Here is a 21,794-nt window from a genome sequence, read left to right on the forward strand (position 1 = left end):
CAGTCCGATCGCAAGGCACGAGGTCGATTCCCCCGGGGGGCCGGACAAGTGAGCAGCCGTCACGTCGTACGTCGGCACCGCACCGCTGCAGGACGGCGCGGCTCGCTGTTACCTGGTCAGCGCAGCACGTCCGTTGGCCCGAGGCGGCGACTTCCCAGTGGCTCGAGGCCGGAGCGGTATTCGGTGTCGTTCGTCCAGGCTCGGCCGATGTACGGCTGGGCACACACCGACGAGAGCATGGCCCGTTTGACACGGGTGGGGTACACCGAAGTTCCGCTGGACGATTTCTTCGACGTCGAGGTCGAGCGAAACGGCCACATTCGCCGGATCGCACTGGAGGGGTTGTCCCTCCGGTCGGAGGGGCTGCCCGGTGGTGAGTGCGAGGCCGAGGCTTCCGTCCATGTGACCGTGTGGTCCATCGGCTTCGCCGTGTGGCGGGTATCCGTGTGCAGCGACGACGTCCGCCTGCCCCGGCATGCCGCTGGTGAATGGATCGCCGGGTTGCACGCCCTGGAGCACGAACTGCCGGACGGTCCAGTTGCCGAGTGGCGATTTCTTCTGGACGACGAGGAACACGTCGTGCGGGGCAATGTCCGTCGGCTGTTCGACTATCTGGGTTTCGCCGCACACGAGTCCATGCTCGAGCGCCCGGTCGATCCCGACCTCCTGCGCAGGTGGTCGTACACAGGCGCAGCCGCCCGGCAGAGGGCTAGCGAGCTCGTCGACTCCGGTGAGAGCGCCTACGTTTATCCGGCGACCTTCGGGACCCACATGGAGTTGCTCTGGACGGACGCCCGCAGGGTGGGCCCTGATCCGTCCCGGTGGGCTCCCAGCCTGATGGGGTTCGCCGAGGACAGTGAGCTCGAGTCGTACACCATGGATGAAAACCACGGGCGTTACTGGTGGTTCATGCGAGAGTTCCAAAGCCTCTCGGTCTCCGTCGTCGGGGATGGCGAGATGCGGCCGCGGAACGGCGTCTGGGAGCAGTTCCGGGTTCAGCTGATCGAGTATCTGGCCCTGCGCCGCGGGGTACTGCGTTCGATCCAGCGGGAGACGTTGCGAGTCGCGGCCGAGCGGGCGCCTCTGGCCCGCCGCCGGGTTTCGGAGTGGTTGTGGTTGATGTCGGTGGCCATGGACGAGTACGTACTCGCCGGATGGCAGGCGGCCCGCTTCGAGCGCATGAAGGTGTGCTTCCAACAAGCGGCGTCCTTACGGGACATCACGACGCTCGAATCCCAGGTTCGGCTGAACATCGAGTCCTTCCAGGGGCGGCTCGACGCGGAGAGCGACCGCGCCGGCGTCGCCGCCGCCGTACTGTTCGGCATCGTCGCGGCTACGGCCCTGGTGCCCGGCGGTCAGGTCGCCGCCCGCGGCGTGCTGGGACTCGACGGCAGCTTCGAGGACTTCCCGTTCCTCCACCCGCTCGCCTACCTCGCCCTCACCACCGGACTTCTCGCAGTCATGGCGTTGGTGGGATGGGGGCTGCTACGGCGAGTTCGCTGGCTTCGTCCGCCGCGCCCCAACGGGGGCCAGGGTCGCCTGCGTCGTACGAGGACCCTTTGGACGCGTGCCCTGACAGGATGGTCCGTGAGTTCGAGGAGGCGGCATCGTGCCTGACACCTGGGGGCTGCCGAGTGTGCCCGCCGATGAGCTCGACCACGAGCTGATGGAGCAGGCCACCAGCTTGCTGCTGAGCCGACGCAGAACGGGGTTCCACTCGGTCGCCGCGGTGGCCCTCGCCTCGTCCGGGCGGCGGTACGCAAGCCTTGACCTGCGGTCCCGCAAGAACGCCGTGTGCGCCGAGCCGGGGGCGATTGCTGCGGCGCACTCGGTGGGCGACTACGACGTCCGCCGTCTCGCCGCGGTCGTCCTCGTCGGCCCGGACGGCCGTACCGGTCTGATCTCGCCCTGCGGGAGTTGTCGAGAGCTGATCAACTATCAGAACCCCGACTGCGAGATCCTCTTCGATGTAGGGGGCCAGCCGGCTCGGATCACGGCAAGGGACCTCTTCCCTTTCGCGGGCATCGCGGGCCAGGCGGACATCACGGGTCCGCCGAGCCGCCACCCGCCTGCCGCCGCAGCACCCGGTAAACCAGACCCCGATGAGCCCCCGCACCGATGACAGGTGACTCTCGCTCGCCGACGGTGAGACTCTCACCGCTTCACCGAGGCGGATCAGCCGTCGGTCCAGCCCTCCACGCCCGCAGGCCCGTTGCGCGGCCCACAGTGCTCCGTGGGGAAATGGCGAACTGACGATCCCCCTCCGGCCTCGACTCCCCCAGTCGGCGCGGCGCACGCCCTCGCCCGGTTGAGCTCTCTCGAGCGAAGGACGTGGAAAGATCTTGCCCAAAGATATGGACGGTACGTTCATTTCTTGCTTATATGTACGTAGCGTTCATTTAGCGAGGGAGAGCCACCATGAACACCCCCACCACTGATCGCGTCGCACTCGTCACCGGCGGTTCGGGCGGCATCGGCCGCGTCGTGGCCGAGCGGCTCGCCGCGGACGGGTTCGCGGTCGCCGTGCAGTACGCGGGAAACCAGGCCAAGGCCGAGGACACCGTGGCCGCGATCACCAAGGCCGGCGGCAGGGCCCTCGCCGTGGGCGGAGACGTCGCCGACGAGACCGCGATGAGCACGGCCTTCGACACGGTCGAGTCGGCCTTCGGCGGCATCGACGTGGTCGTGAACACCGCCGGCATCATGATCCTCGCGCCGGTCGCGACCTTCGACCTCGCCGACCTGGACCGGATGCACCGCACGAACATCCGCGGCACCTTCGTGGTCTCCCAGCAGGCGGCCCGGCGCATCCGCCCGGGTGGCGCGCTCGTCAACTTCTCGACCTCGGTGGTCCGCACCCAGCTGCCGACCTACGCCGCCTACGTGGCCAGCAAGGCCGCCGTGGAGGGCATGACCCTCACCCTGGCCCGCGAGCTGCGCGGCCGGGACATCACCGTCAACGCCGTCGCACCCGGCCCCACCGCCACCCCGCTGTTCCTGGACGGAAAGGACGACGCCGCCATCGCGAACTTCGCCAAGGCGACACCGCTCGAGCGGCTGGGCCGCCCCGAGGACATCGCCGAGGTCGTCTCCTTCCTCGCCGGGCCCGCCCGCTGGGTCAACGGACAGATCCTCTACGCCAACGGCGGCCTCGCCTGACCCTCTGCCGCACCCGCACGATCGCCCGCCGCCACCACTGCCCCCACGGCGCCGCAGCACGGCGCCACCCCTCGAAAGGAACCACGTCCATGCCCACCACCGGCGATGTCATCGTCATCACGGGCGCCTCCAGCGGCTTCGGTGCCCTCACCGCCCGCGCGCTGGCCGACGCCGGCCACACCGTCCACGCCGGCATGCGCCAGACGAGCACCCGCAACGCACCCCAGGTCAAGGCCGCCGTCGACTACGCGGACGAGCACCACGTCGACCTGCGCCCCATCGAGCTCGACGTGAACTCGCAGGACTCCGTCGACGCCGCCATCGCAGCGATCGAGGCCGAGCACAGCCGTATCGACGTGCTGATCCACAACGCCGGGCACATGGTGACCGGTCCCGCCGAGGCCTTCACCCCCGACCGGCTCGCCGAGCTCTATGACGTGAACGTGCTGTCCACCCAGCGGGTCAACCGCGCCGCGCTGCCCGGCATGCGTCGGCGCGGACAGGGACTGGTGGTCTGGGTGTCCAGCACCAGCGTCAAGGGCGGCACCCCGCCCTACCTCGCCCCCTACTTCGCCGCCAAGGCCGCCATGGACTCCCTCGCGGTGTCCTACGCCGGTGAACTCGCCCGCTGGGGTGTGGAGACCTCGATCGTCGTCCCCGGCTCCTTCACCAGCGGCACGAACCACTTCGCCCACTCCGGCCACCCCGACGACACGGCCGTCGAGGCCGCGTACGAGACCAGGTACGCCGGCCTGATGGACCAGGTGGCCACCAAACTCGCCGCCCTCGCCCCCGAAGGCGCAACGGCCTCCCTGGTCTCCGACGAGATCGCCCGCATCGTCGCCCTGCCTGCCGGACAGCGCCCCCACCGCGTCCACATCGACCCCGCGAACGACGGATCCGAGGAGGTCAGCCAGCTCGCCGACCGCGTCCGCCGCGAGTTCCTCACCCGCATCGACCTCGCCGACCTGCTCACCGTCCAGCACTCAAACCCTGCGGGCACGTCCGCCCTCCCGTCGACACCATCGGCGTACAGCCTTACTTCGAACTGGAGTTCATCGTGACGGTCCCCTCCCCCGGCTCCTGTGTCGCCGCCCGTAGGGTGAGCGGCAACGGCCACAACGGCACGCAGGAGCACACATGGTGAACAAGGCGAGCGGCCCCGACGCCAAGGAAGGCACCGGGCGCGGGCGGGGGCGCCGGCCCGCGGACGAGGTCCGGGCGGACGTCCTGCACACCGTGGGGGACCTGCTGCTCACCGAGGGCTTCGCCGACCTGACCTTCGAACGCGTCGCCAGGACATCCGGGGTCAGCAAGACCACGCTGTACAAATGGTGGCCCTCCAGGGGAGCGCTCGCCCTGGACGGTTACTTCCACGCCGTCGAGGAAACGCTCGCCTTCCCGGACACCGGGGACATCCACGCCGACCTGCTCACCCAACTGCGCGCCTTCGCCCACGTGATGACCGAGACGCCGGGCGGGCGCGTGCTGGCCGAGCTGATCGGCGCCTCGCAGAGCGACCCGGACCTGGCCGCCGCCTACCGCGAGCTCTACTCCTCGCACCGGCGCCGACTGGCGGGCGAACGCCTCCGACGAGCCCAGGAAGTCGGCCAGATCCGCGCCGACACCGACGTCCAGGTCCTCGTCGACCAGCTCTGGGGCGCCGTCTACCACCGCCTTCTCATCCCCGACGAACCCGTCACCGACGACTTCGTGGTCGCACTCGTCAGCAACCTTCTGAACGGAGTCCGCGCGAAGTGAGCGCGGTGACCCGTCACGGCGTGGGCCGGGACGGGCCGCCGTCGACCCTCCGCCCTCCGCGGTCTATTCCTCGGACCTCGGGCTCGCCTCCAGGGAAAGGTCGTTGTCGACCGTGTAGTAGGGACGCACCGCGACACCACCGACGGTGGCCGACGGATAGACGAAGATCTCCTTGCGGTCCGCCACGTCGTCGAGCAGTCGGCCGATACGGATGGCAGGGGCTTTAGCGTCCAGGCTGGTCCGGACGCTGAGGTCCCAGACGCGGCTGCCAGTGCCGCTTGCGGCGACCAGTTCCTCGAAGTCCACGGTGAAGGTGAATCGCCGACCATCGCCCTCGACTCGCGGCTCCCGGGTCCGGACCGCGCCGTCGGCACCCCGCAGGCGCAGTCGCACGACGGCTCCCGCCGACAGTGCGGCGCCGTGCGTCCGCGCCCTCACCGTCATCGACCGATCCGTCACCTCCATGCCCTCGACCTCTGCGTGGGCGGTGCGCAGCCAGGTCCGTACCGCGAGGTAGCCGTCCTTGGTGGTGTACGGCACCCGCACCGCCACCGGCGCCGGCCAGTCACGGGTGTGGCCGTCGACCAGGGCGCGCAGGTCCCGCAGACCGGGGCGGAGCCGTTGTCGCGCGGCTCCCGGTTCGGGGAGCAGGTACACGTCCCACCGTCCCTCGGCGAGAGGGGGCTCGGCGTCCAGGACGGCCCGCCAGCCACCGTCGGCCGCTGCTTCGAGAGGGAGTGAGCGGTGTTCGTCCTCGGGCATTCCCTTCTTGGGGCGCAGGCGCATCAGCAACTGGGGCGCCGAACCCGCGAGCTCGGGCAGGTGGAAGGTGATGCGGCCGTCCGCGCCGGCCGTGCAGTGGGCCCGGGGCTGTGTGTCAGGTGTCGTGGCGGTGCTCATCGCTGTTCCTTCCGTACGGCGCGCAGCGCACTGCCGGCCGCGGCATGGGCGGCGTCCCGCGCGGCGAAGGCGCTGCTGATCAGGGTGCGATGTATCGGCTCGCGTTCCGGTGCGGCGGGCCGTCCGGCCCGTCTCGCCGACATCGCGGCGCCGATCAGGCGTTCGGCCTGCTCCACGACGGGGCCGGGGGCGAAACGCCGGGCGTTCTCCATGGCCGTACGCCCCATGCGTCGGCGTCGCTCGTCGTCGCTGACGAGGTCCAGCAGAGCGTCACCGAGCGCGTCACGGTCACCGACGGGCACGAGGCGGCCGTCGACACCGTCCTTGATGATCTCGCCGGGTCCGTGCGGGCAGTCGGTGCTCACCACGGGCAGTCCGCAGCGCATCGCCTCGACGATGGTCATGCCGAACGGTTCGAAGTTGGACGCCGCGGCGCCGATCGAGCCCTTGACCCACTCCGCTTCCATCGGGGCGGCCGCCCCCATCAGGAAGACGTTGTCGCACAGGCCCAGGCTCTGGATGAGCCCGCGCAGCCGGTCCTGTTCCTCTCCCTTGCCGTAGATCCGGAGCTGCCAGTCCGGGTGTGCGGCGGCCACCCGGGCGAAGGCCTCGATCAGCAGGTCGTACCGTTTCACCGCTACCAGCCGACCGGCCGCGATGACCACCTTCGCGCGGCCGTCCGCGGCGGCCAGCACCGGATCGGGGACGCTGTTGGGGAGCGCCTCCACGCTGACTCCGGGCAACCGCATCTTGCGCCGGTAGGCGTCGGCGTCCGCTTCCGTGACCGTGGTGAGCACGTCGAGCCGCCGGTAGGCGCGGCGCAGCGCGGTGCGCAGCGCCGGTGAGTGGTTGTCGAGGGTGAGGTGCTCCTGGCCGACTCGGACGACATGCCGGGGGGCCTGATACGCCAGGTGCACGTTGAGCCCGGGGCGTGTGCCGATGACCACGTCGGCGTCGATGGCCTCCAGGCATTCCCCGATGCGTTGATCGGTCAGTTCGCTGTACTGCTGGTAGCGGTATTCGGCCGCCGGGAACACGCGCGCCGGTCTCAGGTGGAGCGGGTGTTCCTTTTCCTTCCGCAGGTCCACCAGGGGCCTGAGGGAGACCCTCGGGTCCAGGGTGAAGTTGGGGCGTTCCCGATGTCGTAGCACCGAGACGATCTCCACATCGTGACGGGTGGCCAGTGCCTGCGCCAGGTTGAAGGTCGTGGTGATCGTGCCCCCGATGCCATAGGCGTTGTGCAGGAGGAAAGAGATCTTCATGGAGGACTAGACCTCACCAACCCCCTTTCCGTTGTGTGTCGTTATTGGTTTGTTCTCTTTCCGGTCATGCGCGAGGACGACCGGCTGTCGACCGGCAACAGAACATCGATCGGTATGTCACGGTCCGGGTACGCCTCGCCGATCCGTCTGGCCCCGCAACCGCTGTGGCCGAAAATGTGTCTCTGAGCGCGTGGCGTGCTCGCTGGGCAGTGGGCGCGGGCCCGGTTCTTGGGGGATTCGATGAGCACATGGGAAGTGCCCGGGTACACCGAGTCACTCGAACTCGGCTCGGGAGCGAGCGGGCGGGTCGTCCTGGCCGTCCACGACGAGACCGGCGTCGCGGTGGCGGTGAAGTACCTCAGCGAGTCGCTGCGCGCCCGGCCCGGCTTCCTTCAGGGCTTCCGGGCGGAGGCACGGCTGCTCGGCGGGCTGGAGAGCGCGCACGTCACCGGGTTGTACGAGTACGTCGAAAGCCCGGACGGCGCCGCCATCGTCATGGAGTTGGTGGACGGCGTCTCCCTGCGGACGCTGCTGAGTCGGCACGGTCCGCTCGACCCGGAAGCCGCGCTCGTCATCCTCAAGGGTTCGCTGCTCGGCCTGGCCGACGCCCACCGCGTCGCGGTGGTCCACCGCGACTACAAGCCGGAGAACGTCCTGGTCCTACCGGACGGATCGTCCAAGCTAGTCGACTTCGGCATCGCGGTGGACTCGGGCACCACCGCCGGCGTGGCCGGAACCCCGTCCTACATGTCCCCGGAGCAGTGGACGGGCGCGCCCGCCTCTCCGGCTGCCGACGTGTACGCGGCCACGGCCACCTTCTTCGAGTGCCTGACGGGTCGCAAGCCGTACTCGGGCGACAACTTCGCGGAACTGGCGCTGCAGCACGTCGAGGCGCCCGTCCCGGCCGAAGAGGCCCCCGAAGCCGTGCGTGAGATCGTCCGCCGCGGTCTGGCCAAGGACCCGGCACAACGGCCCGCGCAGGCCGCGGAGTTCGTCACGGAGCTCGAGGCGGTCGCCGGTGCCGCGTACGGGCCCGACTGGGAGGAACGCGGCCGGTGCCGGCTCGCCGCACTGGTGGCGCTGCTTCCCCTGCTGCTGCCGTCGGCGCGTACCGGGCCCCGCACCACCACGGACATCGCCCGCACGGTCCTGCCCCAAGGACTGAGCCCCGTCCCGGCACGCTCCTGGCTGCCCGGTAGGCCCGGAATCCTGGTGTCGGTCGCCGCCGTCCTGCTCGGCGTGCTGCTCACCTACGGCATCCCGGCGAACGCCGGGAGCGCGGCCCGGGAGGCGGCGCAGGCCCTGGCCACGACCAGCGCCGCCCCCGGCGCGGAACAGGCCGCGACCACAGAGCCGACCTCGTCGGTCTCCCCCGCGCCCACGTCCACCGCCTCGGGAAGCCCCTCGTCATCACCGGACGAGTCACCCACCGGCCCCACGCCCACCGACAGTGAAGAACCCCCCGCCTCCGCCACCTCGGACGGCGGTGAGCCGACGACACCGCCGCCCGGAGGCACCGACAGCACACCCACCACCACCGCTCCCCCCTCGCCGGCCGCTCCCGCCGTCAAGGCCGTCGCGGTGTCGGCCTTCAGCCAGACAGGCCCCACGACCGCCACCGCCACCCTCGACGTCACCACGGACGGCACCGGTCCGATCTCCCTCACCGTCTCGTGGTTCACGAGCAACTCCAGCGGACAGCTCGGCTCCGCCGACGGCGCACCGCAGACCTTCACGCGCAGCGGAGCCACCACGTACTCGATCACCGTCGATCACACGTTCCAGACCCGCGGCTGCTACTGGTCGGTCCATGCGGCAACCGACCCGGCCGCCGCCGGCGGTGACACCTCACAACAACTCCTGACCAGGCAGTGTGACATCCGGTGACGACACAGAACCCAGAGCGCGAGGAACCCGGTTCCGCCGACGCCGAGTACAGCGCCACCGTGCTGGCCAGCCACTGGATCCAGGGACCGGCCTCGCAGGACACCGTGGTGGAGGAGACCTCGCGGCAGACGCCGACGGAGCCTCAGCCCGACCGGGTCGACGGCACCGTACTGCGCTTCGGACCGGGCGTCACCGCTACCGTGGCGCACCGCACGCACACCGGGACTCTCGCCGCGGTGCCGACGCCCGCGGCACCGCCACGCCGGCGGCTGCGCCAACACGCGCTGCCCGCCCTGGTGTTGATCTGCGTTCTCGCCTTCCTGGCCTGGCAGCGCCTGGGGCCGTCCGTCGAGGTGAGCACGGTCTCCGTCACGGCCCAGCCAACCGTTCTGGGGTGCGACGAGACGGCGGACATCGTCGCCCTGGTCACGACGAACGGCAGCCCCGGCACGCTTTCCTACCGCTGGACCAGGAGCGACGGCACCGCCTCCGACGTCCTGCGTGAAGAGGTGGTCCGCGGCCAGCAGCACGCCCGCCTCCATCTGCGGTGGACTTTCCAGGGCAAGGGTCAGCGCGCGCCGCGGGCCGAGCTTCAACTCCTCTCGCCGACCCACGAAGCGGTCACCGCGCAGTTCACGTACGACTGCTCCTGATGGCTGGTTCTCCTCCGCACGGCTCCGTCAGACCGGGGTCCGCTACCCTACCCGTCGGTAAGGTCCGCCGGCCGAGTCGCGGGGAGGTCGCCGATGGGGCGTCAGCGCAGTCTTCAGGAGTCCGTGGTGGTGGACGCCGCGCCGGACGTCGTCTACCGGCTGGTGGCGCACCTCCCCGACATGGGCCGCTGGAGTCCGGAATGCCGACGGGTCTGGGTACCGCGCACCCCGGTCCGCACCGGCACGCGGTTCGTCGGTTTCAACCGGCGCGGGCCCTTCGTCTGGTTCACGACGGGGCGGGTGTCGACGGCCCGCGTGGGCGAGGAGTTCACGTTCGACGTCGGTGTCTTCGGGCTTCCCATCGCCCGCTGGGGCTACCACTTCACCACCGAAGGCACGGGCACCCGGGTGACCGAGACCTGGGAGGACCTGCGCACCGGGCGCGGCGCACGCCTCGCCGACCTCCTCGGCACCGTCTTCGCGGGCACCACCCCCGAGCGCCGGCTCGCCGTGAACCGCCACGGCATGCGCACGACCCTCACCCGGATCGCTCGGGCAGCGACGACGTCCCCCTGAGCGGAACCGTCGCCTCCCGTACCCGGATGTACGCGGGAGGCGAACTCCCCTGCCGCGCAAGGGACTTCGTCGGCCAAGTGCGGTGGGTTATCGTTCCGCACGTGGGCGGCGGGGAAGGCGCCCCGAAGGGGGAGCTGTGGTGACGAACAGCGAGGGGTCGCGGCTGATAGCGACCGAGGGCGGCCATCGGGTGACACCGGCCGAACTCTTCTTCGACCTGGTCTTCGTGTACGCGATCACACAGGTCACGGCGTTGATGGCGGCCGACCCGAGCTGGCTGCGGCTGCTCGGCGGGATGGTCGCCATGGCGCTGCTGTGGTGGTGCTGGTGCTGCTTCGCCTGGCTGGGAAACGTCGTACGGGCCGACTCCGGCGCGATGTTCACGGTGCTCGTGTCCGTCATGGCCGTTGTCCTGATCGTGTCGCTGACCGTGCCCGAGATCTACGACGACGGCCCCGGCGGACTGCCGGCCCCCCTGGTCTTCGTCCTCTGCTACGGCGCCGTCCGCGTCCTGCACCTGGTCACGTACTGGCTCTCCGACCCCGGCGACCAGGCCCTGCACCGCGTCCTGCGCCACACGGCCCTGATATCGGTGGCGCCGCCCTTCGCCCTGCTCCTCGTGGGCGCCGCCTTCACGGGCGTCACCCAGATCCTCATCTGGCTCGCCGCCGTGGCCATCGACTACCTGGGCATCTTCGTCACCGGCAAGTCCGGCTGGCGGGTCGCCTCACCCGGCCACTTCGCCGAACGCCACGGCCTGATCGTCATCATCGCCCTCGGCGAGTCGATCGTCGCCATCGGCGTGGGCGTGTCCGGGTTCCCGCTGAGCGGCCCGGTCGTGGGCGCCGCCGCGCTGGGGCTGCTCGTCTCCGCGGGCCTGTGGCGGCTGTACTTCCGTCAGGTCGCCGAGGCCGCCGAGCACCGGCTGACCACGCTCACCGGTGACGACCGCACCCGCCTGGCGCGTGACGCGTACACCTTCCTCCACCTGCCACTGGTGGCCGGAGTCGTCATCACCGCCCTCGGCATGAAGAAGACCCTCCAACAGGTCGCCGACACCGGCCACTACGACCTGACCGAGCCCCTGCACGGTGTCGTCGCCTGGGCCCTGCCGGGAGGCGTCGGCGTGTTCCTCCTCGCCTCGGCCGCCCTGCTGCTGCGCACCGCGAACCACCGCTCACCGTTCCTCCTCGTCGCCGGGGCCGCATGCCTCGTCGCCGGGCCCGCCGTCGCCCACGTCCCGTCCCTCCTGTCGCTGGGTCTTCTGACGGCGCTGGTGACGGGCCTGGTTCTGGTACAGGACAAGGCTCCGGCCCCTGCGCAGGTGGGAAGCCGTCACTAGGCCGGAAGCCGAGTGTCGTGCGGCGCGGCAGGAAGTGCCCGCCCCAGGCGGGCGAGGGGGACAGTGCCATCAGTACCGGGGACAGCAGCATGCCCGCGGAGAGCGCGAGGGTCGGCGAGCATCGCGTGACGGTTCATCCGTCCGCGGTGTGCTCGGCCTCCCAGCGAAGGAGGTCGCCCGGCTGGCATTCGAGCACCTCGCAGAGCGCGGCGAGGGTCGCAAAGCGCACCGCCTTGGCGCGGCCGTTCTTGAGTACGGCAAGGTTGGCGGGTGTGATCCCCACGCGTTCCGCGAGTTCGCCCACGGACATCTTCCGCTTGGCCAGCATCACGTCGATGTCGACGGCGATCGGCATCAGATCACCTGGTCCAACTCGGCCTGCATCTGTGCCGCTTCGACGTCGCGGGCGACGGCCTGGGCGAGCAGCAGCCGCAGCACGTGCACGATGAGCGCGACTCCCAGGATGGCCACGCCGATCCCGCCCATGATGACGGTGACGCCCGGGTCGTCCCGCTGAGCGGGGGCGTTCACGGCGGTGACCGCGAACCACACCAGAGCAGCCGAGACGATCGCGCCGATGATGACGTCCACGTACCGGAAGGCGGCGTGGGAGAAGACCGTTCCGCGTCGCACCATCGTGACCAGTCGCCATACACAGACCAGGGCGACCTGGGCCGTCCCGATGCCCAGGATCGTGATGACGCGTAGCGGGGTCAGCGGGAGCGAGCCGTCCTCCGGGTCATTCCCGCCGGCCAACGCCCACACCATCAACGCCTGCACGAACACTGTGCCGGCGAGCACCACCACCAGCACGGCGCGCAGCGCGCGCACTGTCAGTTTTCCCATGACCCACCATCCCATCGAAGAACGATGGGAATCTATCGAATATCGATAGGCGAGACAAGTGTCGGCCGTCCCGGCTGTCAGTGCCGACTGGGAGGATCCCTCCCATGACTTCCTCGATATCCGCGTCCTGGACCCGCATCGAGGCGTGGCTCGCGGACAACGCCCCGCGCACCCGCACCGATCTGGCGCCCCCCGCCGAGCAGGCGGCCATCACGAGGGTGGAGGAGGCCATCGGCATGCCCTTACCCGCTCCCCTGACGGAATCGCTCCTTCGGCATGACGGAACAGCCTCAGGTGTTCTGCTGCCACCGTTTTGGACGATGCTGAGCACGCGGCAGATCGTGGATGCCTGGCGGACCCGGACCAAGATCCACGGGTCGGGGACGACGGACCCCGAGCAGGGCGATCCCGAGGGCGAGTACGGGCCATGGTGGCACCGGCAATGGATCCCCTTCGCCGCGGACGGGGCCGGTGACTACCTGGTGCTCGACCAACGCGCGACGCGGCGGCGCGGACGGATAGGCAACGCCGACCACGAGCAGGGCTGCCGCTTCGATCCACATCTCATGTGGACCTCCTTGCCGGCGCTGCTCGACGCGACCGCCACCGCGATCGAGACCGGTGAGCTCGTGGACTGCTACGAACGCGTCGTCGTCGATGAGGCGGAACTCGGCTGGGAATTCTGACCGTTCAGCCGCCCGATCCGGCCGAACGGCCGACTTGGCCCACCAGCCCTCTACGACCGATGCGACAGCGCCTGCGCCGGTATCTCCGCGCTCTTCGCCTTGTCCCCCGCCGCCAGTTGGTCGGCGTAACCGGCCTCGGTCCACACCAGCTTCTTGAACTGCTCCGGAGTCAGCACACCTTGCCAGGGGGTGCCGCCGGGGCAGAACACCGAGGAGCAGCCGGAGCAGTAGTGCGCCGGCTGCCACAGGCGCTGCGCACGCGAAGCCCCCGCCTCGGCGGCCGCCTTCTCCCGCCCGTCGTCACGGACGACCACGAACGTCCCGACCAGGCAGAGCAGAGCGAACGCCGCGCCGCCGACCGTGTACAGCGGCTTGTCCTGGTCGGCTCCCGTGTAAGCGACGGCGATACCCATACCGGCCAGCACCACGCCCTCAAGGAAGTGGATCAACCCGTCGCCGCTCTTGTCCGGTCCCGGAGCCAGCCGATCGTGCAGTTGCTCTCGCATCGCCCCCTTGCCGACACGCGCGTCCTCAACCGTCCGCACCTCGGCACTGCCGCACCCCGGGCACACCACGTCAACCGGCCCTGCGGCCCCCTCATGCTCCATGCTGCCACCCTATCCGCGCCGTCAGGCCATGCCGCCGCCGCGCTCGACAAGGTGACCGGCCCTCACCAACCCCCCACATGACAGGCCCGGTTAGAGTCTCCACGGTCACGTCCCCACGACACCGCCCGCACCATCCGCCGACCCGTGCCCCCGCCCTGGCAAGGAACCGACATGCCCACATGGACCCGAACGCTGCGCCGGGCCGGCATCACCGAGCCGGACCTGCACGCCGCCTACGGCCGGCAGCGCAGGCGCGTCCGGCGATTCAAGCCCGAGGAGTACCTGACCGTCCGGCTCCTGCTGCCGGCCCACCTCCATCCCGCGGTCATCGCCACGGTCGCCTTCATGCACGAGACCGACCAGCGCATCGACACCGGCGCCCAGGACGTCCGCGAGCAAGCCCTCGCACGGTGGGCGACGGCCACCCTGGACGTACTCGACGGCACACGCGCAACCGACGCGATCCTCATGGCCCTCGCGGACACGGTCGTACGGCATCCTCAGCTCAAGCCGCGGATCGAGGCCTTCCTCCACGGGGCCCGACACGAAGTCGACTACGCCGGATTCGCCACCGAGGAAGAACTGCGCACTTACGTCGACACCTACTCGCTGCCCGCCTTCATGCTCATGGCGTGTCTGCTGCAACAGGCAGGCCACGCCCAGGACGTCGCGTTCGAGCACAGGTGCCGGGATCTCATCGAGTCGATGCAACGCACGGACTTCCTGGAGGACTTGGCGGAGGACGCGCAACAGGGCCACGTCGGTATCCCCCGCCAGGACCTGGGACGTCACGGCCTGACCGTCGAACACCTCCGCTTCCCCACCGACGACGTCCGCTCCTCGCTCACGCACCTCGTCCGCGAGCAGGTGGAGCTGGCTCAGTCACGGCTCACCGCGAGCCGGCAGCTGATCGACCTGGTCCCCGCACAGACCCGCCCGTTCCTCAGGGCCATGCTCGACGTCCAGCAGCTCCGGCTCCGCGCCGTCCACCGCAACAGCGGCCGTCTCGCCGACGTCAGCACCCGCCCCGCGCTGCCCGCCCTGTTGCGGATCCTGGCCCGCGAATACCGGGCAGCGCGGCGACAGCGGCAGACGCCGTGATCAGGGGCGTACGTCGACGTAGTCACCGGCGGCCTTGGCGGGGCCGGTGGTCGGGGTGCCGGGGAACTGCCAGCGCCAGTAGCCGTCCTGCTTGGCTGTGACGGTGGTGCGCAGATTGCCGGTGCTGTTGGTGGTCACAGTGGCCACCGTGGTGTAGGTGCCGCTGTCCTTCGGGCGGAACTGCAGTTTCACGGCTCGGCCGGTGTATCCCGCGTAGCGGTAGGTGTCCCAGTTGGCCCGGACGAGCTTGCCGGTGACGGTGATGGGGGCACCCTTGGCCACCGGTTCCGGTGCGGCGTTGACCGTGAGCCGTGCCGCGCGCTTGAGGCCGAAGGAGCCCACGCCGGGGGCGAAGACGGAGTCGCCGTCGTGGGTGTCGACCAAGGCGTCGACCGACCATGTTCCCGCGTGGGAGTTGGCCAGGTCGACCGGGTCGTCGCTGCCCGGCGCCGGGTGGGCGTTGACGGTGAACACCGTCGTACAGGCCGTCTCCGTTTCGCAGAAGGCGTCGGTGGTGTAGAAGCCGCCGTGCGGGCCCTTCAGATCCGTATCGGCGAAGGCCAGGCCGGAGTCGTCCGAGCCGGTGACGGTGACCGGGAAGACCACGTCCTGCGTGATGCCCACGATGACGTCATGCCCTGAGTTGACGGTGGCAGACGTGACGACCGGTTCACTGGGAACCGCACCGGACGCGGCACCGGCCGAGACGCCGGCCCCCGCCAGCACCACCGTGACGGCCCCCACGACTACGCCCCGGCCGACGAGTACCCCACGGCCACCGCCGTTTCCACCGGCGGGAATTACGGTGACACGGCCCATGAGCCCTCCCAGGGAATGACAGCCGAAGCCGCCATCTCCCCGACGGACAGCGGCAGTTGCTCGTAATCGCGCGAAAGGACGCGCGTCACTCCCTACGACTGCCGAACCGCACCAACCGTTGCCCGGTCCCGCGGGAAAACTGGCTCCTGTGCGGCAGTCACTCCGGTCCGCCCGTCTTGTGGGCCGCCGTGGGCGGTCACGGCGGCCCCGGCGGCCTTACGTACGCTTCGCCGCCGTGCGCCTGGGTTTGGCGGGCGACGCCGTTTTCCGGGTCCGCGCCGTCCTCTTCGCCGGCTTGGCCGGTTCCGGCTCCTGCTCCGTCTCCTCCTGCTCCGGCTCCTGCTCCCGCTTCGTCTCGGCCGCGCGGGTGGCGGCACGAGGAGACTTGCCCAGCGGCCACTTCAGCTCGATCTCCAACTCGATCTCGCCGTCGCCGACCTCGAATTCCACCTCGCTGCGGAGCTCGTCGGGGATGCGCAGACTCAGCGTCCCGCGGCCCAGGTCGAGCTCGGCCTCGCCACCGTCCCTCAGGGCCTGGGCGAGCGCCGCGAGCTGGTCGGCGGCTTCATGGCGGGACATCGAGTTCTTCTGTTCGAACTTCAGGTCCTTCATCGCTTCCTCCGCACCGAAAAATGTGACATAACGGGCCCGCGCTCATTCTCGGTCCTGTTTTCGAACGCGGCATCTTGTCGAGTTCGAGTCCGCTTTGCCCCAGGTGGCCCGACGGTCTGAGCCGACGCACGTCGGATTCGGTCCGATTGCCTACGATGGCATGACCGGCGGTGCTTGCTCAGCGGCTCTTCGGGTACCGCGCATGAAAGAGGGTTGTATACGCATGAGCGGACGAGAGCTGGAAGTGATGGGTGCGTGACTCGTCTCGGAGGGTTCGGAGACGGCCAGGCAGGCGAACGAGGTGACGAACTGCGGTCGCTCGCGTCGGCGATCTCCGACGCCGTGGACGACCTCGCGAACCTCTGGTCGGAGGCGGCCCAGCAAGCGAGCCTACGGTTGTCCCCGCACCAGTTGCGGGCCCTGCGGGTGTTGGAGTCGGAACCGGGGCTGAACCTCACGGCGCTTGCGGAGGGCATGGAGATAGGGCTGCCGACCGCCAGCCGGCTCTGCGACCGGCTGGAGGCGGCCGGACTGGTGGAACGTGCGCTGCACCCCCGCAAACGGCGCGAGGTGCAGCTCAGCCTCACGGGGCAGGGCCGGCAGGTGCTGGGTGAGGTGGCCTCCCAGCGGGCGCAGGCTCTCGTCGCCGTCCTCGCGGCCATGACCCCGGCCGAGCGGGAGGCGCTCAGCCGGGGCATGCGGGCCTTCCTGTCCGCTCAGCAGGACGAGACCCAGCAGGCCCCCGGCGGACCGCGTTCCGGCCCCGCGCGGCGCAGCTGAACCGCCCCTCCCGGGTCATCGGAGCAGTCGGCTCTCAGGGAGCTGTCCCGCCCCCGTGAGCGCGGACGCTCGCCGCACCCGGCCCGCTACACGCTGACCCCGCCGCCTCGTTGCCCCGGCAGCCCGGCGGGAAGAGAACCCTTCGTGGCCGTCGGCCGCTCCTCCTGCGCGGACGCCATCGTGTGACACAGCAACAGGCAGACGTCGTCGTCACGTTCGGAGTCGTGCAGGAGGTGCTTGAGCAGGGCGTCGGCCGCGGCGCCCGGATCCTGCTCCAGTTCCGGGGCGCTCAGCCGTTCCAGGGCCCGACCGAGCCGCTTGATGCCTCCGTCGATGCCCTCGGCCCGGCGCTCGACCAGGCCGTCGGTGTACAGCACCATCGAGGAGCCGGCCGGCAGCTCCGCCTTGTGGTCCTTGTACTCGAAGTTCACCGGGATGCCGAGCATGACTCCTGGCTGGGCGTCCAGTACTCCCACGGAACCGTCGGCGTCGCGTACGACGGCGGGCGGGTGGCCGGCCGAGGCCCACACCACTTCCGGCTCGTCCTGGCGGAAACGGGCGATCATCGCGGTGGCGTAGAGCTCCGGTTGCAGGTGGCGCAGCATGCGGTGCAGCCGGGTGAGGATGTCGCCGGGACTGGTGCTCTCCACCGCGTAGGCCCGCAACGCCGTGCGCAGCTGGCCCATGACGACGGCGGCGCGCAGTCCGTGGCCGGTGACGTCCCCTATGACGGCGAGCAGGCTGCCGTCGGGCTGGAGAAAGGCGTCGTACCAGTCGCCGCCGATGTTCATGCCCCAGGTGGCGGGCAGGTAGCGGGCGGCCAGGAGGACGCCGGAGGAGGTGGGCAGCTCGGTGAGCTGGGCGCGTTGCAGGGCTTCGGCGGTGTCGCGGTAGCGCTCGTAGTTGTGGGCGTTCTCCAGGGCGATGCCGACGCGGCGGGCGAGTTCGACCAGCATCACGGAGGTGTCCGGGTCGAAGCGGGGTGCCGGAGCGGTGAGGGTGAGGACTCCCAGGAGGCGGTGGGCCACCAGCGGGATGGCCAGCAGAGGGCGCTGCGGAGACAGGACGGAGGGCGGCAGGTCGTCCACGCCGGGCAGGTCTCCGGGATGGGCGGCGGCATGCTGGGGGCGGCCCGTGCGGGCGGCGGCCACCGCGGCGGCCGAGTGGTCGCGGGGGTGCGGCGGGTTTCCCTCCTCGCCCTCGCCCTCCTCCTTGTCGAAGAGCCAGATGTCGAGGTGCGACGCGTAGTCGGGGACAAGAAGGTCGGAGAGGCGGCGCAGGATGTCGCTGCGGCTGAGGGTCGCCGTGGTGGCGGCGCTCGCGTCGGCGAGGAAGGTGAGAAGCCCTCGGGCCCGCTCGGCCTCTGCGCGGGCGACGCGCTCCGATTCCAGCAGCTCCTGCTGGACCTCGGCGGCGGCCTCCAGCTCGGAGTGCAGGGCCAGCACGCCCTGGTTGGTCTGGTGCAGCTCCTCGCGGTGCAGCTCGACCAGGTCTTCCTGTTCCTCCAGAAGGCGCAGCACGGCCGCGGTGTTGTCGTCGGCCCGCAGCAGCGCTTCGGGCAACGGCGGTGCGGAGTCGTCGCCCGGCCGGGCCGGAGGTCGCGGCAGCGGGCAGGTGAGGGTGGCTTCGTCGGTGCGCGGAGCCGGGCCCGTGGGACGGAGCGTGACCTCCAGCCGCCCCTCCTGGCCGGCGGTGGCCTCGCGGAGGTGGAGCAGGAGTTCCCACTGGCCGCCCTGGCCGAGACAGTGCCGCAGCCGCTCGGAGAGGGCGGTGAGAAAACGGGCCCGGTCCAGCGGCGGCGTCCGGCCGTCGGCCGTGATGCGCTCCACGGCCACGCGTGCCCGGGCGGCGTCGTTGATCGACGTCAGCTGCCAGACGTCAGGGGTTTCGGTCATGGACGTCCGTCCGGTGGTTCGGGGCCAGTACGGCCACACTGGTGTCGTCGCGCTGTGGCCGTGCGGCGCTCCCGGCGTCCCGCAGGATCATCGCGGCCACCACGGCCGGGTCGTGCGCGGGAATCCGGGGGTCCTCGGGCGGCACCCAGCGGCTGGGCAGCCCGTCGCTGTGCAGGACGAGGAGGCTGCGCGGGCGCCATGTCGACTGGTGCAGGGGGACGTTGGCGGGGAAGTGCGCGCCGACGATGCCGGGGTGGGAGATGAGCGCCTGCCATCCCTCGTCGCCGTGGAGGCGGGCGCCGATGTTGCCGACGCCGGCGTAGGAGAGCCGGCTCTCGCTCTCGTCGAGCTGGGCGACGCCGATGGCGGCGCCACGGGTGGGACGCAGGGCGCCGTGCAGGAACCGCAGTATGTCGGTCGGCCGCAGGTGCGCGGTCCGATGCAGGCCCTCGAGGGCGGCGGTGGACGCTTCGGCGGCCTTGCTGCCGTGGCCCAGGCCGTCCGCCAGCAGCATCGTGACCAGGGAACCGGAGCGTACCCAGGCGAAGGCGTCGCCGGAGTGCTCGGCCTGGGCGAGGGAGGTGTTGATCCCTCCGGCCCGGACGTCCGCGGCGGCCGGTCGGGTCCGTGCGCGTGGTGGTGCCGGACAGACGCGGGCCACGGCGACGGTGCCCCGCCCGGGTCGGCTGTGCAGGTCGAAGTCCGTGGACAGACGCAGGCAGGTGCCAAGACCCGCGCCGAGGGAGGAGGGGGCGGTGGTGTAGCCGTCCTTCAGGACCTTGGCGACGTCGGGGATGCCGGGCCCGTGGTCGAGCGAGGTGATCTGCACACACGGCGTACGGTCGGCGGCGGGGTCGGAGCGGCCGACCAGGTTGATGATGATCCGGCCGCCGTTGGCGTGCTTGACCAGGTTGGTCGCCAGCTCGGTCGCCACGAGCGCCGCGGCCGCGGTGGTCTGGGTGTCCAGCCCAATACGGCCGCAGGCGGCTTCCGCGGCCCGGTGAACGTCCCGGACGCGGGTGCTCTCAGGAACCGGGATGTCCCAGACCCAGCTCATGGCGCTCCGGTACGCGGCGACGGCAGGCGGGAGACCCACTCGGTGATGGTGACCGTGGTGCCCTCCCCGACGCGCGTGTCCAGGGTGAACTCCTGGACCAGCCGCTTGGCTCCGCTCAGGCCCAGGCCCAGGCCGCCGCCGCTGGTGTAGCCGTCGGTCATGGCCAGGTCGATGTCCCGGATACCGGGCCCGTGGTCGACGAAGCAGAGCCGCAGTCCGCGGTCGGCGCCGTCGCGCAGCAGCGTGATGTCCACATGGCCCCCGCCCCCGTGGACCAGGGCGTTACGGGCCAGTTCGCTGGCCGCGGTCACTACTTTCGTCTGCTGAACCAGCCCGAAGCCGAGCTCGGCGGCGATCTGGCGCACCTGTTGGCGCACCAGGGCCAGGTCCACGTCCGAGCCGATGGCCAGACGCGCGGGCGAGGCGAGGGGGGCGGACATCACGCACCTGCTTCCGGGCGTCCGGCCGGCCCCGACGGGGGCGTACGCCCCAGCAGGGTGAGGGCGCTGTCGACATCCAGAGCCGTCATGAGGCCGGGCAGGGTCAGACCCAGCTCGACCAGGGTGATGGCGACGGCCGGGCGCATGCCGGCCAGCACGGTCCGCGCGGCCAGCAGGCGCGCGCTGCCGGCGATCTCCGCCAGGATCCGGCCGAGGAAGGAGTCGACGATCTCCACACCGGAGATGTCGATCACGACACCGCTGATCGGCACCGGGCTGGCTGCGATGCGCTGCGTGATGTCCTGCTGGAGGCGCTCGGACACCTCGTCGTGCAGGGCTCCTTGCAGCGTGACCAGGAGAACGTCTCCCAGCGCCAGCACCGGCACCACCTCGGGGTGCCCGGTGGAGAAGCCGTTCACCGGAGGTCCGCTCCCGCCGTCGGGAGGGGGGAGACCCCGACACCCTGCTGGGCGAGCGCGTATGCCAGGGCGTCGGAAAGTCCGGCCCTCGTGATGATCGTCCCCAGGTCGATGCCGAGGTGGACGATGGTCTGCGCGATCGCCGGCCGGATACCCGAGACGATGCATTCCGCGCCCATCAGCCGGGCCGCAGCGACCGTCTTCATCAGGTGCTGGGCCACGAGCGAGTCCACGGTCGGTACCCCGGTGATGTCGAGGATGGCGTACCGGGCTCGCTGGGCGACGATGGCTTCCAGCAGGCTCTCCATCACCACCTGACTGCGCGCGCTGTCGAGGGTGCCGATCAGGGGCACGGCGACAATGCCCTCCCACAGCTGGATGACCGGGGTGGCCACCTCCAGCAGCTGCTGGCGCTGCCGGGCGATCAGCGCCTCACCGGAGCTGACCGTGGTCTCCATCACCACCAGGCGCAGGGTCCCCATCAGGATCGTCAGCGCGAGCAGGCACTCCTGGGCGTCCTCGGTGGCCTGGTCCTCGAACTCCGCGCGCAGCAGCGCGGTGACAGGCTGGCGCAGCTCGGCGATCTCGTCGGCGATGTCCGCCGGCCGGAACCCGGCCTCGGCCCGGGAGAAGGCCATTCGGCTCAGCTGGTCTCTGACCATGTCGAAGCCGGGCGCGTTGACGTCTTCCAGGCGGCCGCTGCGGGCCACGTCACTCAGGGCGTCCACGACAGCCTTGCACGCCTCGATCGCCTCGTCCCGGGAGACGGTGAAGATCGTACGGAACAGGGCGGCGTCCGCCCACCGTTGGGCGATCTGCTCTCGGCGCCGTACGAGGAAGTCTCCTAGTTCCTGCGCCACTTCAGGGGCCGTGTAGTGCTCCGCCACTTAAAACAGTCTCCCTCTCGCGGGCTCCGACACCCCAACGGGCTGGAACCCACCAATTGTTGCTGCATGGCAAATGTTAGCGCGGCGACAGAAGGCGAACAACA

General features: G+C 70.5%; 24 protein-coding genes. 12 read left to right on the forward strand and 12 right to left on the reverse strand.

Features of this window, described 5'->3' with window-relative positions:
* The first annotated feature begins 207 nt into the window (after positions 1-207).
* The 5 genes from ACWDRW_RS10230 (at position 208) to ACWDRW_RS10250 (ending at position 4,920) form a co-directional block, all read left to right on the forward strand.
* On the forward strand, positions 208-1,617 hold the full coding sequence (locus tag ACWDRW_RS10230; protein ID WP_451721867.1) for a hypothetical protein: 1,410 nt from the start codon (positions 208-210) through the stop codon (positions 1,615-1,617).
* Entirely contained in the window at positions 1,610-2,122 is a 513-nt protein-coding gene (locus ACWDRW_RS10235) for a cytidine deaminase family protein (protein ID WP_451721868.1), read from the forward strand. Before ACWDRW_RS10230 ends, ACWDRW_RS10235 begins: the two co-directional genes overlap by 8 nt.
* Positions 2,123-2,418: 296 nt before the next feature.
* A complete protein-coding gene (locus ACWDRW_RS10240; RefSeq protein WP_451721869.1) occupies positions 2,419-3,159 on the forward strand; it encodes an SDR family oxidoreductase in 741 nt (246 codons plus the stop codon).
* An 89-nt stretch (positions 3,160-3,248) separates the two neighbouring features.
* Positions 3,249-4,223: an SDR family oxidoreductase gene (locus ACWDRW_RS10245; RefSeq protein ID WP_451721870.1), complete on the forward strand. Its 975-nt coding sequence runs from the start codon at positions 3,249-3,251 to the stop codon at positions 4,221-4,223.
* A 76-nt stretch (positions 4,224-4,299) separates the two neighbouring features.
* The gene (locus tag ACWDRW_RS10250; RefSeq protein WP_451721871.1) at positions 4,300-4,920 is read left to right on the forward strand and encodes a TetR/AcrR family transcriptional regulator C-terminal ligand-binding domain-containing protein; all 621 of its coding nucleotides are present in this window, start codon (positions 4,300-4,302) and stop codon (positions 4,918-4,920) included.
* 63 nt (positions 4,921-4,983) lie between these two features.
* On the opposite strand, the gene ACWDRW_RS10255 is transcribed toward ACWDRW_RS10250, so the two are convergent.
* Together ACWDRW_RS10255 and ACWDRW_RS10260 are read right to left on the reverse strand one after the other, a co-directional pair.
* The gene (locus tag ACWDRW_RS10255) at positions 4,984-5,820 is read right to left on the reverse strand and encodes a transferase (protein WP_451721872.1); all 837 of its coding nucleotides are present in this window, start codon (positions 5,818-5,820) and stop codon (positions 4,984-4,986) included.
* A complete protein-coding gene (locus ACWDRW_RS10260; RefSeq protein WP_451721873.1) occupies positions 5,817-7,082 on the reverse strand; it encodes a glycosyltransferase family 4 protein in 1,266 nt (421 codons plus the stop codon). The genes ACWDRW_RS10255 and ACWDRW_RS10260 overlap by 4 nt, the downstream gene beginning before the upstream one ends.
* 240 nt (positions 7,083-7,322) lie before the next feature.
* On the opposite strand from ACWDRW_RS10260, the gene ACWDRW_RS10265 reads away from it, so the two are divergent.
* The 4 genes from ACWDRW_RS10265 (at position 7,323) to ACWDRW_RS10280 (ending at position 11,540) form a co-directional block, all read left to right on the forward strand.
* Positions 7,323-8,969 (forward strand): serine/threonine-protein kinase, encoded by a 1,647-nt coding sequence (locus tag ACWDRW_RS10265; protein WP_451721874.1) that lies wholly within the window; start codon positions 7,323-7,325, stop codon positions 8,967-8,969.
* Positions 8,966-9,622: a hypothetical protein gene (locus ACWDRW_RS10270; RefSeq protein WP_451721875.1), complete on the forward strand. Its 657-nt coding sequence runs from the start codon at positions 8,966-8,968 to the stop codon at positions 9,620-9,622. Before ACWDRW_RS10265 ends, ACWDRW_RS10270 begins: the two co-directional genes overlap by 4 nt.
* Before the next feature lie 93 nt (positions 9,623-9,715).
* A complete protein-coding gene (locus ACWDRW_RS10275) occupies positions 9,716-10,198 on the forward strand; it encodes an SRPBCC family protein (RefSeq protein WP_451721877.1) in 483 nt (160 codons plus the stop codon).
* Between the two features lie 139 nt (positions 10,199-10,337).
* Positions 10,338-11,540: a low temperature requirement protein A gene (locus tag ACWDRW_RS10280; RefSeq protein ID WP_451721878.1), complete on the forward strand. Its 1,203-nt coding sequence runs from the start codon at positions 10,338-10,340 to the stop codon at positions 11,538-11,540.
* A 133-nt stretch (positions 11,541-11,673) separates the two neighbouring features.
* Here the strand turns inward: ACWDRW_RS10280 and ACWDRW_RS10285 are convergent, their stop codons facing one another.
* Complete coding sequence (locus ACWDRW_RS10285; RefSeq protein ID WP_451721879.1) at positions 11,674-11,895, reverse strand: helix-turn-helix domain-containing protein; 222 nt, start codon at positions 11,893-11,895, stop codon at positions 11,674-11,676.
* Complete coding sequence (locus tag ACWDRW_RS10290) at positions 11,895-12,386, reverse strand: DUF2975 domain-containing protein (protein WP_451721880.1); 492 nt, start codon at positions 12,384-12,386, stop codon at positions 11,895-11,897. Before ACWDRW_RS10290 ends, ACWDRW_RS10285 begins: the two co-directional genes overlap by 1 nt.
* Positions 12,387-12,490: 104 nt before the next feature.
* Here ACWDRW_RS10290 and ACWDRW_RS10295 point away from each other — a divergent pair, with 104 nt between their 5' ends.
* Complete coding sequence (locus ACWDRW_RS10295) at positions 12,491-13,072, forward strand: SMI1/KNR4 family protein (protein WP_451721882.1); 582 nt, start codon at positions 12,491-12,493, stop codon at positions 13,070-13,072.
* Positions 13,073-13,122: 50 nt separating this feature from the next.
* Here ACWDRW_RS10295 and ACWDRW_RS10300 read toward each other — a convergent pair whose 3' ends face one another.
* Entirely contained in the window at positions 13,123-13,680 is a 558-nt protein-coding gene (locus tag ACWDRW_RS10300) for a hypothetical protein (RefSeq protein ID WP_451721884.1), read from the reverse strand.
* Between the two features lie 171 nt (positions 13,681-13,851).
* Between ACWDRW_RS10300 and ACWDRW_RS10305 the strand changes: the two genes are divergently transcribed.
* Complete coding sequence (locus ACWDRW_RS10305; protein WP_451721886.1) at positions 13,852-14,781, forward strand: phytoene/squalene synthase family protein; 930 nt, start codon at positions 13,852-13,854, stop codon at positions 14,779-14,781.
* Here the strand turns inward: ACWDRW_RS10305 and ACWDRW_RS10310 are convergent, their stop codons facing one another.
* Positions 14,782-15,525, reverse strand: coding sequence for a calcium-binding protein (locus ACWDRW_RS10310; protein WP_451721888.1), 744 nt, complete (start codon positions 15,523-15,525; stop codon positions 14,782-14,784).
* Between the two features lie 291 nt (positions 15,526-15,816).
* Positions 15,817-16,212: an amphi-Trp domain-containing protein gene (locus tag ACWDRW_RS10315; RefSeq protein WP_451721890.1), complete on the reverse strand. Its 396-nt coding sequence runs from the start codon at positions 16,210-16,212 to the stop codon at positions 15,817-15,819.
* 255 nt (positions 16,213-16,467) lie between these two features.
* On the opposite strand from ACWDRW_RS10315, the gene ACWDRW_RS10320 reads away from it, so the two are divergent.
* Entirely contained in the window at positions 16,468-16,992 is a 525-nt protein-coding gene (locus ACWDRW_RS10320) for a MarR family winged helix-turn-helix transcriptional regulator (protein ID WP_451721892.1), read from the forward strand.
* Positions 16,993-17,078: 86 nt separating this feature from the next.
* On the opposite strand, the gene ACWDRW_RS10325 is transcribed toward ACWDRW_RS10320, so the two are convergent.
* The 5 genes from ACWDRW_RS10325 to ACWDRW_RS10345 are packed head-to-tail and all read right to left on the reverse strand — an operon-like array spanning position 17,079 to position 21,690.
* The gene (locus ACWDRW_RS10325) at positions 17,079-18,887 is read right to left on the reverse strand and encodes a PP2C family protein-serine/threonine phosphatase (RefSeq protein ID WP_451721894.1); all 1,809 of its coding nucleotides are present in this window, start codon (positions 18,885-18,887) and stop codon (positions 17,079-17,081) included.
* Positions 18,871-19,944, reverse strand: a complete 1,074-nt coding sequence (locus ACWDRW_RS10330; RefSeq protein WP_451722135.1) for an ATP-binding protein — start codon at positions 19,942-19,944, stop codon at positions 18,871-18,873. The genes ACWDRW_RS10325 and ACWDRW_RS10330 overlap by 17 nt, the downstream gene beginning before the upstream one ends.
* Complete coding sequence (locus tag ACWDRW_RS10335; RefSeq protein ID WP_451721896.1) at positions 19,941-20,384, reverse strand: ATP-binding protein; 444 nt, start codon at positions 20,382-20,384, stop codon at positions 19,941-19,943. The genes ACWDRW_RS10330 and ACWDRW_RS10335 overlap by 4 nt, the downstream gene beginning before the upstream one ends.
* Complete coding sequence (locus ACWDRW_RS10340) at positions 20,384-20,803, reverse strand: STAS domain-containing protein (RefSeq protein WP_451721898.1); 420 nt, start codon at positions 20,801-20,803, stop codon at positions 20,384-20,386. The genes ACWDRW_RS10335 and ACWDRW_RS10340 overlap by 1 nt, the downstream gene beginning before the upstream one ends.
* Positions 20,800-21,690, reverse strand: a complete 891-nt coding sequence (locus ACWDRW_RS10345) for an STAS domain-containing protein (protein ID WP_451721899.1) — start codon at positions 21,688-21,690, stop codon at positions 20,800-20,802. The genes ACWDRW_RS10340 and ACWDRW_RS10345 overlap by 4 nt, the downstream gene beginning before the upstream one ends.
* Positions 21,691-21,794: the final 104 nt, after the last annotated feature.

Source organism: Streptomyces sp. NPDC003635 (genome assembly GCF_053587635.1).